General features: G+C 70.7%; 16 protein-coding genes. 9 read left to right on the top strand and 7 right to left on the bottom strand.

Annotated features, from left to right (window positions below; translation table 11 throughout):
• Positions 1-258: 258 nt before the first annotated feature.
• The 6 genes from iolC to AB0C16_RS29480 all read left to right on the top strand — a co-directional run bounded on the left by iolC (position 259) and on the right by AB0C16_RS29480 (position 6676).
• The gene (gene iolC / locus AB0C16_RS29505) at positions 259-1182 is read left to right on the top strand and encodes a 5-dehydro-2-deoxygluconokinase (protein WP_357687442.1); all 924 of its coding nucleotides are present in this window, start codon (positions 259-261) and stop codon (positions 1180-1182) included.
• Entirely contained in the window at positions 1179-2084 is a 906-nt protein-coding gene (locus AB0C16_RS29500; RefSeq protein ID WP_357687441.1) for a deoxyribose-phosphate aldolase, read from the top strand. Before iolC ends, AB0C16_RS29500 begins: the two co-directional genes overlap by 4 nt.
• Positions 2085-2109: 25 nt before the next feature.
• The gene (gene iolB, locus AB0C16_RS29495; RefSeq protein ID WP_357687439.1) at positions 2110-2964 is read left to right on the top strand and encodes a 5-deoxy-glucuronate isomerase; all 855 of its coding nucleotides are present in this window, start codon (positions 2110-2112) and stop codon (positions 2962-2964) included.
• Positions 2965-2969: 5 nt separating this feature from the next.
• On the top strand, positions 2970-4820 hold the full coding sequence (iolD, locus tag AB0C16_RS29490; RefSeq protein WP_357687518.1) for a 3D-(3,5/4)-trihydroxycyclohexane-1,2-dione acylhydrolase (decyclizing): 1851 nt from the start codon (positions 2970-2972) through the stop codon (positions 4818-4820).
• An 83-nt stretch (positions 4821-4903) separates the two neighbouring features.
• Positions 4904-5917, top strand: a complete 1014-nt coding sequence (locus tag AB0C16_RS29485) for an AI-2E family transporter (RefSeq protein ID WP_357687437.1) — start codon at positions 4904-4906, stop codon at positions 5915-5917.
• A 99-nt stretch (positions 5918-6016) separates the two neighbouring features.
• The gene (locus tag AB0C16_RS29480) at positions 6017-6676 is read left to right on the top strand and encodes an HAD-IA family hydrolase (RefSeq protein WP_357687435.1); all 660 of its coding nucleotides are present in this window, start codon (positions 6017-6019) and stop codon (positions 6674-6676) included.
• Positions 6677-6695: 19 nt separating this feature from the next.
• Here AB0C16_RS29480 and AB0C16_RS29475 read toward each other — a convergent pair whose 3' ends face one another.
• A complete protein-coding gene (locus AB0C16_RS29475) occupies positions 6696-7217 on the bottom strand; it encodes a DivIVA domain-containing protein (protein ID WP_357687433.1) in 522 nt (173 codons plus the stop codon).
• 120 nt (positions 7218-7337) lie between these two features.
• Between AB0C16_RS29475 and AB0C16_RS29470 the strand changes: the two genes are divergently transcribed.
• Together AB0C16_RS29470 and AB0C16_RS29465 are read left to right on the top strand one after the other, a co-directional pair.
• Entirely contained in the window at positions 7338-8081 is a 744-nt protein-coding gene (locus AB0C16_RS29470; protein ID WP_357687431.1) for an ATP-binding cassette domain-containing protein, read from the top strand.
• Entirely contained in the window at positions 8078-8749 is a 672-nt protein-coding gene (locus tag AB0C16_RS29465) for a hypothetical protein (protein WP_357687430.1), read from the top strand. The genes AB0C16_RS29470 and AB0C16_RS29465 overlap by 4 nt, the downstream gene beginning before the upstream one ends.
• A gap of 183 nt (positions 8750-8932) precedes the next feature.
• Here AB0C16_RS29465 and rlmN read toward each other — a convergent pair whose 3' ends face one another.
• On the bottom strand, positions 8933-10033 hold the full coding sequence (rlmN, locus tag AB0C16_RS29460) for a 23S rRNA (adenine(2503)-C(2))-methyltransferase RlmN (RefSeq protein ID WP_357687428.1): 1101 nt from the start codon (positions 10031-10033) through the stop codon (positions 8933-8935).
• 131 nt (positions 10034-10164) lie between these two features.
• Here rlmN and AB0C16_RS29455 point away from each other — a divergent pair, with 131 nt between their 5' ends.
• Positions 10165-11187, top strand: coding sequence for a suppressor of fused domain protein (locus AB0C16_RS29455; protein WP_357687427.1), 1023 nt, complete (start codon positions 10165-10167; stop codon positions 11185-11187).
• On the opposite strand, the gene AB0C16_RS29450 is transcribed toward AB0C16_RS29455, so the two are convergent.
• The 5 genes from AB0C16_RS29450 to rpsB form a co-directional block, all read right to left on the bottom strand.
• On the bottom strand, positions 11167-12006 hold the full coding sequence (locus tag AB0C16_RS29450) for a phosphatidate cytidylyltransferase (RefSeq protein WP_357687425.1): 840 nt from the start codon (positions 12004-12006) through the stop codon (positions 11167-11169). The genes AB0C16_RS29455 and AB0C16_RS29450 overlap by 21 nt on opposite strands.
• 58 nt (positions 12007-12064) lie before the next feature.
• On the bottom strand, positions 12065-12622 hold the full coding sequence (gene frr, locus AB0C16_RS29445; protein ID WP_357687423.1) for a ribosome recycling factor: 558 nt from the start codon (positions 12620-12622) through the stop codon (positions 12065-12067).
• A 40-nt stretch (positions 12623-12662) separates the two neighbouring features.
• Positions 12663-13361: a UMP kinase gene (gene pyrH / locus AB0C16_RS29440; protein ID WP_240197078.1), complete on the bottom strand. Its 699-nt coding sequence runs from the start codon at positions 13359-13361 to the stop codon at positions 12663-12665.
• A gap of 134 nt (positions 13362-13495) precedes the next feature.
• Positions 13496-14329 (bottom strand): translation elongation factor Ts, encoded by an 834-nt coding sequence (gene tsf, locus AB0C16_RS29435; RefSeq protein ID WP_357687421.1) that lies wholly within the window; start codon positions 14327-14329, stop codon positions 13496-13498.
• A gap of 243 nt (positions 14330-14572) precedes the next feature.
• Complete coding sequence (rpsB, locus tag AB0C16_RS29430) at positions 14573-15514, bottom strand: 30S ribosomal protein S2 (protein WP_357687419.1); 942 nt, start codon at positions 15512-15514, stop codon at positions 14573-14575.
• Positions 15515-15892: the final 378 nt, after the last annotated feature.

Below are 15892 nucleotides of genomic sequence, written 5' to 3'. Positions count from 1 at the left end.
CGAAAAGGGAGGAAGTTCAGGCCAATATGTCATGACATGCGGATGACGTAAAGCTTTGGCTAAATTTCTGGAGTGCACCCACATGCCGCCCCATCACCGGCAACAGACCGGGAACGGTCCGACATCATGTGACATGCACGGACCCGACCTGCCCTGTTGGCGGCGTTCGACCTTGGGACGGTGCGTAACATAGCGGACATCCGTATGTCATGACAATATGCCATAGTGGTCCACGAAGGCTCCGTCCCTGGAGGTGCGTTGTTCGACCTGATCACGATCGGCCGCTGCGGCGTCGACATCTATCCGTTGCAGACCGGCGTCGGCCTGGCCCACGTCGAGACCTTCGGCAAGTTCCTCGGCGGCAGCCCGACGAACGTCGCGGTGGCTGCCGCGCGCCACGGGGTGCGCGCGGCGGTGATCACCGCCGTGGGAGCGGACCCCTTCGGGGAGTGGGTACGGCAGGCGATCCGGGGATTCGGCGTGGACGACGCCTTCGTGGCCACGATCGAGGGACCACCGACCCCGGTGACCTTCTGTGAGATCTTCCCGCCCGACCACTTCCCGATCTACTTCTACCGCGGCGAACATCCACCTGACCTGCGGATCACCGCCGGGTCCCTCGACCTCGACGCGATCGGCCAGGCCGGTGTGTTCTGGTTCACCGGCACCGGTCTGAGCCAGGAGCCCAGCCGCTCGGCCCACACCGCCGCCCTGGAGGCCCGCGCGTCGGGCTGGACGGTGTTCGACCTCGACTACCGGCCGATGCTCTGGGAGTCGCCCGACGACGCCCGCCGCGCCGTGCGGCAGGCGCTGCCCTACGCCAATGTGGCCGTCGGCAACCTCGACGAGGTGGAGATCGCCGTGGGCGTCCGCGAGCCGGAGGCGGCCGCCCAGGCACTGCTCGACGCCGGCATGGAGGTGGCGATCGTCAAGATGGGCCCCGACGGCGTGCTGGCGCGGGACAAGGACGAGCAGGTCGTGGTGCAGCCGGTCGCGGTCGAGGTGGTCAACGGGCTGGGCGCGGGCGACGCGTTCGGCGGCGCGCTCTGCCACGGGCTGCTCAGCGGCTGGCCGCTGGAGCGCGCCGTGCGCTTCGCCAACGCGGCGGGCGCGCACGTCGCCGCCCGCCTGGCCTGCGCGGACGCGATGCCGACGACGGACGAGGTGCTGGCGCTGCTATGAGCGACATCACGCTGCCCCGGACCTCTCGCTACGACCGGCTCACCGACATCCGCACGGCCAACCCGGAGGAGATCGCGCTGGCCGCGACCAGAAGGCGGCGGCGCGGCCTGCCGGGCGCGGGCGAGCGGATGCTGATCATCGCGGCCGACCACCCCGCGCGGGGCGCGCTCGCCGTGCGCGACCGGCCGCTCGCCATGGCCAGCCGCACCGACCTGCTCGACCGGCTGCAACTGGCGCTGTCCCGGCCGGGCGTCCACGGCATCCTGGCCTCGCCCGACGTGCTGGAGGACCTGCTGCTGCTCGGCGCGCTCGAGGGCAAGCTGGCCTTCGGCTCGATGAACCGCGGCGGCCTGTACGGGTCCGTCTTCGAGCTGGACGACCGGTTCACCGGCTTCGACGCGGCCTCGATCGACACGATGCGGCTCGACGGCGGCAAGATGCTCTGCCGCATCGACCCGGGCGACCCCGCGACGGTCGCGACGCTCGAATCGTGCGCCCACGCGGTGACCGACCTGGCCCGCAGGCAGCTCATAGCCATGGTCGAGCCGTTCTGGTCGCTGCGTTCCGACACCGGCGCCGTGCGCAACGACCTGTCTCCCGAGGCGGTCATCAAGTCGATCAGTGTCGCGCAGGCTCTCGGCGTCACCTCGGCCTACACGTGGCTCAAGATCCCCGCGGTGGCGGAGATGGAGCGCGTCATGGCGGCCACCACGCTGCCCGCGCTGCTGCTCGGCGGCGATCCGCCGGACATCGACGTCGCCTACGCCGACTGGGGGCGGGCGCTGCGCCTGCCGGGAGTGCGCGGGCTCGTGGTCGGCCGCGCCCTGCTCTATCCTCCGGGCGACGACGTCGCGGCGGTCGTGGACGGCGCAGCCGCCCTGGTGCGGGAGGCACGCTCATGACCGCCGGTCCCTTCAGGGAGATGCGATGACCTACCTTCAGTACGGCAAGGCCGCCAGCGGGCCGTGGTCGGTGGAGATCACCCCGTCCGTGGCGGGCTGGACCTATGCGGGGCTCCGGGTCGCCGACCTCGACGGCGGCGCGGTGTCGTTCGACACGGGCGAGGAGGAGATGCTGGTCCTCCCTCTCTCCGGCTCGTGCGCCGTCACCTGCTCCGCCTCGGGCGAACCGGCCGCGAGCTGGGAGCTGGCCGGGCGGGCCTCGGTCTTCGACGGCCCCTCCGATTTCGCCTACATCCCGATTTCTACGCAGGTGACGGTGACAGGCGTGGGGCGGATCGCGTTCCCGTCGGCCCGGGCCACCCGCCGGTTGGAGCCCCGCCACGTGCCCGCCTCCGAGGTGCCCGTGGAGATCCGGGGCGCCGGCCAGGCCAGCCGCCAGGTCAACAACTTCTGCGCCCCCGGCGTCTTCGAGTGTGACAAGCTCATGGCCGTCGAGGTGCTCACCCCCGGCGGCAACTGGTCCTCCTATCCCCCGCACAAGCACGACACCCCGCACGAGGGCGAGGCGGTGCTGGAGGAGATCTACTACTTCGAGGTCGCCGGCCAGGGCCAGGGCTACCAGCGCGTCTACACCTCCGAGCGGGGCCACATCGACACCCTCGCCGAGGTCTCCTCCGGCGACGTGGTGCTCGTCCCCTACGGCTACCACGGCCCCTCGATGGCCGCGCCCGGCTACGACCTCTACTACCTCAACGTCCTGGCCGGTCCCGCCGAGGAGCGGTCGATGGCGTTCTGCGACGACCCCCGCCACGCCTGGATCCGCTCCTCATGGGAAGGCCAGGAGATCGACCCCAGAGTGCCGTTCGGGAGGACCCGATGACCCGGATGACCGTCGCCCAGGCCGTGGTGCGCTTCCTGGCCGAGCAGTGGACCGAGCGCGACGGCGCCGAGCACCGTTTCTTCGGCGGCTGTTTCGGCATCTTCGGCCACGGCAACGTGGCCGGGCTCGGCCAGGCGCTCGCCACCTCGACCGTCGACCTGCCCTACCACCTGAGCCGCAACGAGCAGGCGATGGTGCACACCGCCGCCGGCTACGCGCGGGCCGCCAACCGGCTGTCCACCCTGGCCTGCACCACCTCGATCGGCCCCGGCGCGACCAACATGGTCACCGGCGCGGCCGGCGCGACGATCAACCGGCTGCCGGTGCTGCTGCTGCCCGGCGACGTGTTCGCCACCCGGGTGGCCAACCCGGTGCTCCAGGAGCTGGAGGACCCCCGCTCCTACGACGTCTCGGTCAACGACTGCCTCAGGCCGGTCTCCCGCTACTGGGACCGGATCAACCGTCCCGAGCAGCTGCCGCCGGCGCTGCTCGCCGCCATGCGGGTGCTCACCGACCCGGCCGAGACGGGCGCGGTGACGCTGGCGCTGCCGCAGGACGTCCAGGCCGAGGCGTACGACTGGCCGGAGGAGCTGTTCGCGCGGCGCGTGTGGCACATCCCGCGGCCGCGCCCCGAGCGGGCCGCGCTGGTGCGGGCGGCCGAGCTGGTCAGATCGGCCGCCCGGCCGCTCGTCGTCGCCGGCGGCGGCGTGATCTACAGCGAGGCCGCCGAGCAGCTGCGGATCTTCGCCGAGACCCACGGTGTCCCGGTGGCCGAGACCCAGGCGGGCAAGGGCGCGCTCCCCCACGGGCACCCGCTCGCGATGGGAGCCGTGGGCGCCACCGGCACCACCGCCGCCAACGCGCTCGCCCGCGAGGCCGACGTGATCATCGGGATCGGCACCCGCTACAGCGACTTCACCACGGCCTCCCATTCGCTGTTCGCCCCCGGCGCCCGCTTCGTCAACGTCAACATCACGGGCTTCGACGCGGCCAAGCTGTCGGGCCTGCAACTGGTGGCCGACGCCAGGGAGGGCCTGGCCGAGCTGACCGCGGCCTGCGCGGGCTGGTCCACCTCCGACGCCTACCGGTCCAGGGCCGCCGAGCTGATCCGCGCCTGGGACACCACGGTGGACGCGGCCTACGCCCTGGACGGCTCGCCCCTGCCGCAGTCGGCCGTGATCGGCGCGGTCAACGCGGCGGCCGGCGACGACGGCGTGGTGGTCTGCGCCGCCGGCTCCATGCCGGGCGACCTGCACAAGCTCTGGCGGCCGAGCGGCCCGGGCTCCTACCACGTCGAGTACGGCTACTCGTGCATGGGCTACGAGATCGCCGGCGGGCTCGGCGTGAAGCTGGCGGCGCCCGAGCGCGAGGTGTTCGTCATGGTGGGCGACGGCTCCTACCTGATGATGGCCCAAGAGCTCGTCACCGCCGTCGCCGAGGGCGTCAAGCTGGTCGTGGTCCTGGTCGACAACTCGGGATTCGCCTCGATCGGCCGCCTGTCCGAGAGCGTCGGCGCCGAGCGTCTGGGCACCTCCTACGGCTTCCGCGGCACCGGCCGCTACGACGGCGGCCCGCTGCCGGTGGACCTGGCGGCCAACGCCGCGAGCCTCGGCGCGACCGTCCTGCGCCCCGACTCGCTCGCCGAGCTCCGCAAGGCCCTCGACACGGCCCGCTCGGCCAAGGAGACCACGGTCGTCTACGTCCGCACCGACCCCGCCCTCGACACCCCGTCGTCGGAGGCGTGGTGGGACGTCCCGGTGGCGGAGATCTCCACCACGCCGGCCGGCCAGGAGTCCCGGACGGCCTACGAGTCGGCCAAGCGGGAGCAGCACCACCGCCTCGCGCCGCCCGCCTGACCTCCGGCTTCCCGGCGGCCCGGGTGGTTGCCGGAGATCGCCGGGGGGAACGCCTCCCTCCGGGCTCAAGGGGGGAGGCGGAGATGAAGGCGTGGCGCGCGCTCGGCTGGATCGCGATCATCGCGGTGGGGCTCTACTGCGTGGTCCTCCTGCACACCGTGATCATCTCGATCATCATCGGCGTGTTCTTCACCGCGCTGCTGCTGCCGCCCGCCCGGTGGCTGCGTCGCCGCGGCCTGGGCAGGGGGCTGGCCACCTTGGTGGTCTTCGTCGGCGGGGTGCTGCTCGCCGCGGCGCTGATCGCGCTGCTCGTCCCGCCCACCGCCAGCGGCATCAGCCAGATGAGCGACAGCCTCGGCAAGGCGGTGCAGGACCTTCAGGGCCTCGGCGCCCGGCTCGGCATCGACACCGAGCACCTGGCCGCGCAGGTCAGAGACTACCTGTCCCAGCGGGGGCAGCAGATCACCACCAGCGCGCTGACCGGAGCGCGGACCGTGGGCGAGATCGTCATCGGCGCCGTGCTGGCCGCCATCCTGGCGATCTACTTCGTGCACGGCGGCGACCGGCTGTTCCACTGGCTGCTCGACCTGATCCCGGTCACGGCCAGGGGCCGGGTCCGCAACACCGGTGAGCTGATCTTCGACGTGATCGGCCGCTACATCCGCGGCGTGGCCCTCGTGGGCCTGGTCGACGGGTTCTTCATCGGGATGGCGCTGTGGATCCTGGGCGTGCCGATCGCGTTGCCGCTCGCGGTGCTGACGTTCGTGGGCGCGTTCCTGCCGGTGGTGGGGGCGTTCATGGCGGGGCTGCTGGCCGCCGTGGTGGCGTTCGTGGCCAAGGGCTGGCTGATCGCGCTGATCGTCGTCGCGGTGACCGTGCTGGTGCAGCAGATCGAGGGGCACGTGCTGGCGCCCCAGATCTACGGCCGGGCACTTGACCTGCCCGGCGCGGTGATCCTCGTCGCCATCGCCGTGGGCAGCCTCATCGCCGGGATCACCGGGGCGTTCCTGGCCGCGCCCGTCACCTCGGTGATCGTCGCCCTGCTCAGGAACCGCGACACCCTGGGAGGCGTGGCTCCGGCCCTGGCTCGTGCCTGATTCGGGCACCCTCCGGCTCCGCCGGAACGCCGCCGCGAGCCGCCGGGCGAGAAGATCAGCGGGCTCGACGGGTCGCACGGAGATCGCCAGGGGTCCAGTATGGAACTCATGCGATGGGTGACGTTCGACTGTTTCGGCACGCTCGTCGACTGGCGGCACGGCATCTCGGCCGGCGCCGGCCTGGTCGCGCCCGGCCACGGGCCCAGGCTGCTCGACGCCTACGGCAGGCACGAGCGCGAGGTGCAGGCCGAGACCCCGGGGCTGCGCTACCGCGAGGTGCTGGCCGAGTCGCTGCGCCGGGCCTGCGCCGAGCAGAAGGTGCCGCTCGCCCCCGACGACGCCTCGGTGCTGGCCGCCACGCTCCCCTACTGGCCGGTGTTCCCGGAGGTCGGCGACGAGCTCCCGGCACTGCGGGAGGCCGGCTGGCGCCTGGCCCTGCTCACCAACTGCGACCGCGACCTGATCGGCGAGACGCAGAGGCGGCTGCCGGTGCGGTTCGACGCGGTGGTGACCGCCGAGGACGCGGGCGCCTACAAGCCGACCCACGCCCATTTCGACACCTTCAGGCGCTCCTACGAGCCCGAGCGGTGGGTGCACGTGGCCCAGAGCTACGTGCACGACATGGTGCCCGCCCACCGGCTGGGCATCCGACGCGTCTGGATCAACCGCCTCGGTGAGCACCCGCCCGACCCGTCGATCCTCCAGGAGACCCGCCCCGACCTGCACGGCCTCGCCGACCTGATCACCACGTCACCGTGAGCCGCCCGCGCGCCGCGGGTCAGGCGCGTTGCTCCAGGACGTCGGCGATGCCGGCCAGGAAGGCGTCGACGTCGGCGATCAGGTAGCCGGACCGAAGCAGCACGGTCGAGAACTTCGCCTCGCGCACCTCCTTGGCCGTCACCGGGTAGTCGGTGGTGCCGCGCAACGTGGCGACGATCCGGTCCAGGAAGGCGTCGATCTCGTCCTCGTTGTAGCCGGTGCCCATCCGCCCGGGCCGGAACGCCACCCGTTCCACCCGGGCCGCCTGCGTCTCGAACCACTCCTCGCGCAGCATCTCGCCGGTGGGTTCGGTCATGGCCAGCCGTACGGGGCTTTTGGCCTTCGTCTCCAGCGCCACCACGAACGCCTCCAGCGCGAAGTCGACCGCCGTCTCCTGGTAGCCGCCGCGCTTGGCCCGGAACGTCGCGCGGCGTACGTCGTCGGCGGTCACCGGCTCGACATCGCGCGCCCCCCTGCCCAAGGTCGACTCGATCCGTCCGATGAGAGCGTCGACGTCGACCGGGTCATAGCCTGAACGCATACCCATGACGCGCGGAAAGCGGTTCAAGCCCATTCCTCCTGAGTTTGTTCTGGGGGGTTCGTCTATATTGTGGGGCTCTTTATCACGGCAAAGCGAGACGCCTTATACCGTTACAGCACCATGCGGCTATCCAAGGTGTCATTTCGCTACCGAAGACGTGAACGTTACGTCATCGAAGACCTCCACACCCGTCTCTCGCCGGGTGAGGCGATCGAGCTGACCGGGGTCAACGGCGCGGGCAAGTCCACCCTGCTGCGCCTGCTGGCCGGGGTCACCAAGCCCACCTCGGGGACCATCACGGACCGGCCGCCCGTGGTGGCGTTCGCCCCCGACCGCTTTCCCGTCGAGCAGCCGTTCACGGTGGCCGGCTACCTGCGGCGGATGTCCCGCGTCCGCGGCGGCGCCCGCTGGGAGCCCTGGGCCGAACGCCTGCGCATGACCCACCTGCTCGACGTCCGGCTGGGAGAGCTGTCCAAGGGCAGCGCCCACAAGGTCGGACTCGCCCAGGCCCTGATGGCCGGCCCCGGCCTGCTGATCCTCGACGAGCCCTTCGCGGGCCTGGACGAGGACACCCGCGCCGTCCTCCCCGAGATCCTCACCGAGGTCACGGCCCGGGGCGGCATCGCCGTCGTCAGCGACCACCAGGGCGGCCTGCGCGATTTCCCCGCCATCCGCCACTGGTCCTTGTCCGACGGACACCTGACCGACCGCCCCGCCCTCCTCTCCCCCGTGCCGGAGGCGTTCGCCGGCCCCACGGCGACCGTGGAGGTCACGGTGCCGGCCGGCGAGATGGCGGCGTTCCTGGGCCGGATGCGCGACGAGGGTTACCAGGCCCGCGCCGTGGCCCACGAGGAGGCCACATGATCGCCCTGACGAGCTTCCGCATCGCCGCCTACGTACGGTCGCACCGCGTCTACCAGGCCCTGCTGCCCATCCTGGCGATGCTCGCGATCGTCTACGCCACCCGCGCGCCGAAGGGTGAGGAGGCGGCGGTGCTGACGGACTCCGCGGTGCTGATCATCCCCTTCCTGGCCTGGTCGGCCAGAAGCCTGCTCGACACCGAGCCCGACCAGCAGCGCGTCATCTCGGCCACCGCCGCCGGCGGCGCCCTTCGCGAACAGGCCGCGGGGCTGCTGGCCGCCCTGGTGACGTCTCTCGGCTTCGCGGCGTTCGCCATGGGATGGGGCCTGCTCCTGGGCCTGTCGGCCACCCCGTCACCCGCCGTCCTGGCCATGGGCGCGGTCATGCACGGCCTCGCCGTGCTGGCCGGCCTCGCGCTGGGCGCCCTCACCAGCCGCCCGATCCTGCCGTCGCCCGCGCTGTCGTTCATGGCGCTGGTGTCGGGCTTTCTGACCATGCTGCTGGTCGGCGCCTCACCGGTGTACTGGCTGACGGTGCCGGTCACCGCCTGGATGAAGGCCGCGGGCACCGGCCGGCTGGCCGCCGAGTTGCCTCACCTCGCGGCCGTCTCGCTGGGCTGGTGCCTGCTCGCCCTCATCGGGTACGGCCTCCTGCGCCGTAGCCGTCCCTGACCTGTGCGCCTCGGGGTGAACGCCTGGACGTGCGCCGTGACGGCGGCCGGCCACGTGCGGGTCAGCGGGCGTCTCCCTGGAGGCGCCCGGCCACGTGCGGCGGGTGGGCCCTCCCGTGCGTGCCGTACAGGATGGTCTTGAAGGGGGCGGTACGCGCCCGGACCGATCTTCGGGCGGTGGGGGTCACTCGGTCGCGGCGAGCTGGCCGCAGGCGCCGTCGATCTCGCGGCCGCGCGTGTCGCGGACGGTGACCGGGACGCCGTGGAACTGGAGCCGGCGCACGAACGCGCGCTCGTCCTCCGGCCGGGAGGCCGTCCACTTGGAGCCGGGAGTGGGGTTGAGCGGGATCAGGTTGACGTGCACCAGTTTGTTCTTGACCAGCTTGCCGAGCAGGTCGGCCCGCCACTCCTGGTCGTTGATGTCCTTGATCAGGGCGTACTCGATCGAGACCCGCCGCTTGGTCTTGGCCGCGTAGGCCCACGCCGCGCCGAGGACCTCGGACACCTTCCAGCGCGTGTTGATGGGCACCAGCGTGTCGCGCAGCTCGTCGTCGGGCGCGTGCAGGGAGAGGGCGAGCGTCACCGGCAGGCCCTCGTCGGCGAGCTTGCCGATCGCGGGCACCAGGCCGACGGTGGAGACCGTGACACCGCGGGCCGAGATGCCGAGCCCGTCGGGAGCCGGCTCCACCAGGCGGCGCACGGCACCGATCACCTGCTTGTAGTTGGCCAGCGGCTCGCCCATGCCCATGAAGACCACGTTGTTCACGCGGCCGGGCCCGCCGGGCACCTCTCCGGCCGCCAGGGCACGGGCGCCCGAGACCACCTGCTCGACGATCTCGGCGGTGGACATGTTGCGGGTCAGCCCGGCCTGGCCGGTGGCGCAGAAGGGGCAGTTCATGCCGCAGCCCGCCTGCGACGACACGCACATCGTGACCCGGTCGGGGTAGCGCATGAGGACCGACTCGACCAGCGCGCCGTCGAACAGCCGCCACAGCGTCTTCCGCGTGGTGCCGCCGTCGGTGGTGAGCTCCTTGACCGGGGTGAGCAGCGCCGGAAGCAGCGCGGAGAGCTTGTCGCGGGAGGAGGCGGGCAGGTCGGTCATCGCCCCCACGTCGGTGGTCAGGCGCTCGAAGTAGTGGCGCGAGAGCTGGTCGGCGCGGAACGCCTTCTCGCCCAGCTCGGTGACCGCGACCCGGCGGTCGGCCATGGACAGGTCGGCCAGGTGCCGGGCCGGCTTGGCCCTGCGCGGCGCGACGAATGTGAGCTGGCCTGGCTGCTGGGACACGGGACTGCCTTCTGCTAGGGGTTACCGACCAGGGTAATGAACGCCCGGCCCGGAAGTGTCATTCCATCACGGAGCTCCCGGTGGCGATCCGGCTCGCACGGGGGTCGTCCACGGCTCTACAGTCATCACGTATGGCGATTTTCCGGTCCGCGTCTGGCGAGGGGCAGACCGAGGTCGTCCTCACCGTCGGCAACCCCTACGGTAGCCGGACGCTCGTGATCGAGCGTGACGAGGACGCCTCGGTGGCCTACCTGTGCGCGCCCGACGGCACCGTGCACGGCGCGGTGTGGCTGGCCAACCACCGTCCCGCTCCCCCGGCGGTCGATCTGGTCCGGGTCAACTCGGGCCGCCCGCCGCTCATGCCCAGGCCCAACACGACACACCCCGATGGGCGCCGGCCGCTCGGCGGGCTGACGGCGCTCTGGTTCGAGGAAGGCGACGGAGTCGCCGTCTACGAGGACGACGACCTGCTGGCCGTGATCCCGGGCTGGGCCGACATGAGCAGGGGCATGCCCGGCTACGCGCGCGACGCCGTGGGCGAGTCGCCGTTCGCCTGGGCGCTGTCCGAGGCGCTCGAAGGGCTCGCGCCGCGCATCTCCAACGCCCGGTCCTACTGGCGCTGGCGCCAGGGCGAGGGCGCGTGGCCGTCGTTCCAGCAGTTCGTCATGGGACACCTCGACCGGGTGCTCGGACCGGCGGCCAGATACTGGGACGCGAGCGGCGAGCGGCTGCCGACCGTCGGCATCACCGAACGCCCGCCGCGCCAGGGCCGCGACTTCACCGTGCTGTCCACGGTCGGCATGAGCTGCCAGCGGATGCCCACGGTCGAGCAGTGGCTCGACAAACCCGGCGCCTACGCCCGGATCGAGCTGGCCGTGGCCACCCGCGCCGACCCTCGCGACGCGGCGCTGCTGCTGGTGTGGCTGTCGCAGTATCCCTGGCACTCAGTCACCTGGCTCGGCCACGGGCACACCGCGAAGTGGTATCACGACCCGTCCACGTTCCCGTTGGGGCCAGGGTATTCGGGGGTTCTCATGCTGGCCGCCCCCCACGACATGCCTGAAATGTCGGGATTCGGGTTCGGGGGTGAGGCCGTACGGTGGCTGTGGCTGACGCCCATCACGGCCGAGGAGCTAGAAGAACAACGCCATTAGCACCCAGACCGGCACCAGCGTGGTCACCAGCGAGTCGAGCCGGTCCATCAAACCACCGTGGCCGGGCAGGATCGAGCCCAGGTCCTTGATGTCGAGATCGCGTTTGATCATCGACTCGATCAGGTCTCCCACGGTCGCCAGCAGCGCGGCGAGCGCGCCGATCAGCGCACCCTGCCAGATCTCACCGCCCATCAGCCACACGACCAGCCAGGCGCCGACGGCCGTGCTGCCGATGACCGACCCGGCGAGCCCTTCCCAGGTCTTCTTCGGGCTGATCACCGTCATTTTGTGCCTGCCGAACAGTACGCCCGCCACGTAGCCGCCGATGTCGCTGGCCACGGTGACCGCGATGAAGATGACGACGCGGTCACGGCCGTCTTCGGGCGCCAGCAGCAGCCCCACGAACCCCGCCAGCAACGCCGGATACACCAGGATGAAGACCGAGGCCGACGCGTCGCGAACATAGCCGCTCGTGCCCTCGCCGAACATCCGCCAGATCAGCGACACGAACACGAACGCCACGAACGTGCCGAGCAGCCAGACCGGACCACCCCAGTAGGCTCCGGCCTGCATGACCGCCAGCCCGCCCAGCACGGGCAGAGCCGGCACCCGGATGCCACGGGTCGCGAACGCCCGGATCAGCTCCAGCGCGCCGATGCCCACAGCCACCACGACCACAAGGAGGAACAACTCCTTGATCGTGTAGAGCGGGCCGATGACCAGTGCGCCCAGCCCCACGCCCACCGCGATCGCGGCGGGCAGGTTGCGTCCGGAACGGCCGCCGCCACCCGGGCCGGTGCCGGCCGTACGTTCTTCCACAGCGTTTCTCCATATGCCACGGCCCCCGCCATCAGGCGAGGGCCGTGCGGCGGGCCGCTCAGACCTCGAGCAGCTCGGCTTCCTTGTGCTTGAGCAGCTCGTCGATCTTGGCGACGTGCTTCTGGGTGATGTCGTCGAGCTCCTTCTCGGCGCGCCGGACCTCGTCCTCGCCCGCGTCGCCATCCTTGATCATCTTGTCGAGGATCTCCTTGGCGGTGCGGCGAATGTTGCGCACGGACACCTTCGCGTGCTCGCCCTTGTTCCTGGCGACCTTGATGTACTCCCTGCGGCGTTCCTCCGACAGCTCGGGGAACGCCACCCGGATCACCGCGCCGTCGTTGCCGGGGTTGACGCCCAGATCCGAGTCGCGGATCGCCTTCTCGATCGCGGCCATCGAGCTCTTGTCATAGGGCTGGATGATGACCATGCGGGCCTCGGGCACGTGGAACGAGGCCAACTGCTGGATCGGAGTCGGCGAACCGTAGTATTCGGCGTTGATCTTGTTGAACATCGAGGGGGTGACTCGGCCCGTACGGATGGCCGCGAAGTCCTCCTTCGCGACCGACACGGCCTTGTCCATCTTGTCCTCGGCTTCGAGGAGGGTTTCGTCGATCACAGCGGCTCCCTGTCTACTGGCTGGCGATCGGGCTCGCTCCCTATTTGCCTGCGGGGCTCACCAGCGTGCCGATTTTCTCACCGCGCACCGCGCGCAAGATGTTGCCCTCACCCATCAGGTCGAAGACGACGATCGGCAGGTCGTTGTCCTTGCACAGGCTGATCGCGGTGGCGTCCATGACCTGCAGGTCGCGGATCAGCACCTCGCCGTAGTCGAGGTGGTCGAACCGCACCGCGTCGGGGTTCTTGCGCGGATCGGAGTCGTACACGCCGTCCACCTGGGTGCCCTTGAGCAGCGCCTCGGCACCGATCTCCAGCGCGCGCTGGGACGCGGCCGTGTCGGTGGAGAAGAACGGCGAGCCGAGCCCCGCACCGAAGATGACCACGCGCCCCTTCTCCAGGTGCCTGATCGCCCGGCGGGGCAGGAACGGCTCGGCGACCTGCTGCATCGTGATGGCGGTCTGGACCCTGGTCTCGACGCCACGTCTCTCCAGGAAGTCCTGCAGCGCCAGGCAGTTGATGACCGTGCCGAGCATGCCCATGTAGTCGGCACGCGCCCGGTCGATGCCCTGCTCGGACAGCGCGGCGCCACGGAACATGTTGCCCCCGCCGACCACGACGGCGACCTGCACGCCCTCACGCACCGCCTCGGCGATGGAGTCGGCCAGGTGATCGACCACCAGAGGGTCGATCCCCAGCGGCTCGCTACCCGCGAACGCCTCGCCCGACAGCTTCAGCATCACCCTTTTCCACCGCAGAGGACTCTGCGGCGGATCCGGATGTGAAGAAGCCGCCGACGCAGCTGGCTCCTGGTTCTCCTGCACGGCGGCGGCCTCCTTCTAGACGGTGTGTTGGGCTGGAAGCTTGCTCAAGCCTAAGCCTGACCCACCTTGTAACGAACAAAGGCAAGGACCTCGACACCGTTCTCCGCGGCGTACTTGCCCACGCTCTTCTTGTTGTCCTTGACGAAAGCCTGCTCGAGAAGGGTGAAGTCCTTGTACCAGCCCTTGACCCGGCCTTCGACGATCTTGCCGATGGCGGCCTCGGGCTTACCCTCTTCGCGGGTCATCTCCTCGAAGAGCTTGCGCTCCTTCTCGACCACGTCGCCGGGGACGGCCGCGGGGTTGAGGTACTGCGGGGCCATCGCCGCGGCGTGCTGCGCGACGTCCTTGGCCACGTCGGCGTTGGGCTTGTCGAGCTGCACGAGCACGCCGACGGCCGGCGGCAGCGCCGGGTCGGTGCGGTGCATGTAGGCGCCGATGTAACCGCCCTCGATCACCGCGAAACGGCGGATCTCGATCTTCTCGCCCAGCGCGGCGTTGGCGATGTCGAGGTGCTCCTTGACGGTCTTACCGTCGAAGGAGGAGTCGAGCAGCGTCGACACGTCGGCCGGCTTGGTCGCCAGCACGTGGGCGACGACCTGCCCGGCCAGCTCCTGGAAGCGCTCGCCCTTGGCCACGAAGTCGGTCTCGCAGTTGAGCTCGAGCAGCGCGGCGGCGGAGTCGCCGTCCTGCTTGAGCGCGACCAGGCCGTTGGAGGCCGTGCGCGCCTCGCGCTTGCCCACGTCCTTGGCGCCCTTGAGGCGCAGCAGCTCGATGGCGCGGTCGAAGTCGCCGCTGGACTCCTCGAGTGCCTTCTTGCAGTCCATCATGCCGGCAGCGGTGATCTCGCGAAGCCGCTTGACGTCGGCCATGTTCACGGAAGCCATGCTTTTTCCTTGTGGGATTTCGTCGTGGATCGGGTGGGCACCGGGATCCGGCGCCCACCCTCGGGTCAAACGGCCGACGCTTACCGTACGGGAGCTTCGGCCTGCTCGGTCCGACTGCCCCGAGCCTGTGGCCGCCGGCCCGAACCCTCGCGAGCGGCCCTCACCAGACCGTGGCACGGTGGTTCGGGCGCGGGGTTCGGGCTCAGCGGTTCGGGCTTGGCGGTTTTCGACCGGCCCGGGCCGTCAGGCCTGCTGCTCGGACTCACCCTCGGCGGGTGCCTCGGCAGCCGACGCCTCTGCGACGGCTTCGGCGGGAGCCTCGGCCACGGCCTCCTCGGCCACGACCTCGACCACGGGAGCCGCCTCAGGCGCGGCGGCCTCAGGCGCGGCGGCCTCAGGCGCGCGCTCGCCCGTGCCCTGCTCGATGAGCTCGCGCTCCCACTCGGCCAGCGGCTCGGCGGCAGCGGGCTTCTCGTCACCGCGGGCGGCGCCCGAGCGGGCCATCAGGCCGGCGGCGACACCGTCGGCGACGACCCTGGTCAGCAGGCCGACGGCGCGGATGGCGTCGTCGTTGCCGGGGATCGGGTAGTCGACCTCGTCGGGGTCGCAGTTGGTGTCGAGGATCGCGACGACCGGGATGCCAAGCTTCTTGGCCTCACTGATCGCGATGTGCTCCTTCTTGGTGTCGACGATCCACACGGCGCTGGGCACGCGGCCCATGTCGCGGATGCCGCCGAGCGTGCGCTCCAGCTTGTCCTTCTCACGCCGGCGCATGAGGAGCTCCTTCTTGGTGAGCCCCGAGGCGGCGACGTTGTCGAAGTCGAGCTCCTCGAGCTCCTTCAGGCGCTGGAGCCTCTTGTGCACGGTGGAGAAGTTGGTGAGCATGCCGCCCAGCCAGCGCTGGTTGACGTACGGCATGCCGACGCGGGCCGCCTGCTCGGAGATCGCTTCCTGAGCCTGCTTCTTCGTGCCGATGAACAGGATCGTGCCGCCGTGGGCGACGGTCTCCTTGACGAAGTCGTAGGCGCGGTCGATGTAGGACAGCGACTTCTGCAGGTCGATGATGTAGATGCCGTTGCGCTCGGTGAAGATGAAGCGCTTCATCTTCGGGTTCCAGCGCCGAGTCTGGTGACCGAAGTGAACGCCGCTCTCGAGCAGCTGTCGCATGGTGACGACGGGGGCCATGTGCTGGTCCTCCAGGTCTGGGCGCCCTGCGGGCGCGATTCTCGGTTGTGTCGCGGCAGCCGTTGCTGCCGCCCTGATGCCCCGAACCGCTCCAGCCGGGCCATTGACCCGGACCGAAGGGGCGGTCCGCGACGGGGCATGCGAAGTCGGCCTGTGGTGACAGGCCATCGAAAAGTCTACCTCCCACGCCGCCCCGGCCTGACCGCCTCGGTCCGACCCGCCTTCCACGCTTTGTCCAGGCGGGCCACAACTCGTCCAGACGATCCACACCCAACCCACGCCCATCCACCCAGACCCACCGTTCCGGACACGCTGTCCCGGCCACACCGTTCCGGACGCACCACTCGGGCGCGCCCTCCAGGCACACCGCCTGGACGG

The sequence above is a fragment of the Nonomuraea sp. NPDC048916 genome, from assembly GCF_040649575.1.
Classification (GTDB): domain Bacteria; phylum Actinomycetota; class Actinomycetes; order Streptosporangiales; family Streptosporangiaceae; genus Nonomuraea.
The sequence above is the reverse complement of the archived record's forward strand: the minus strand, read 5'-3'. Positions and strand labels throughout refer to the sequence as shown.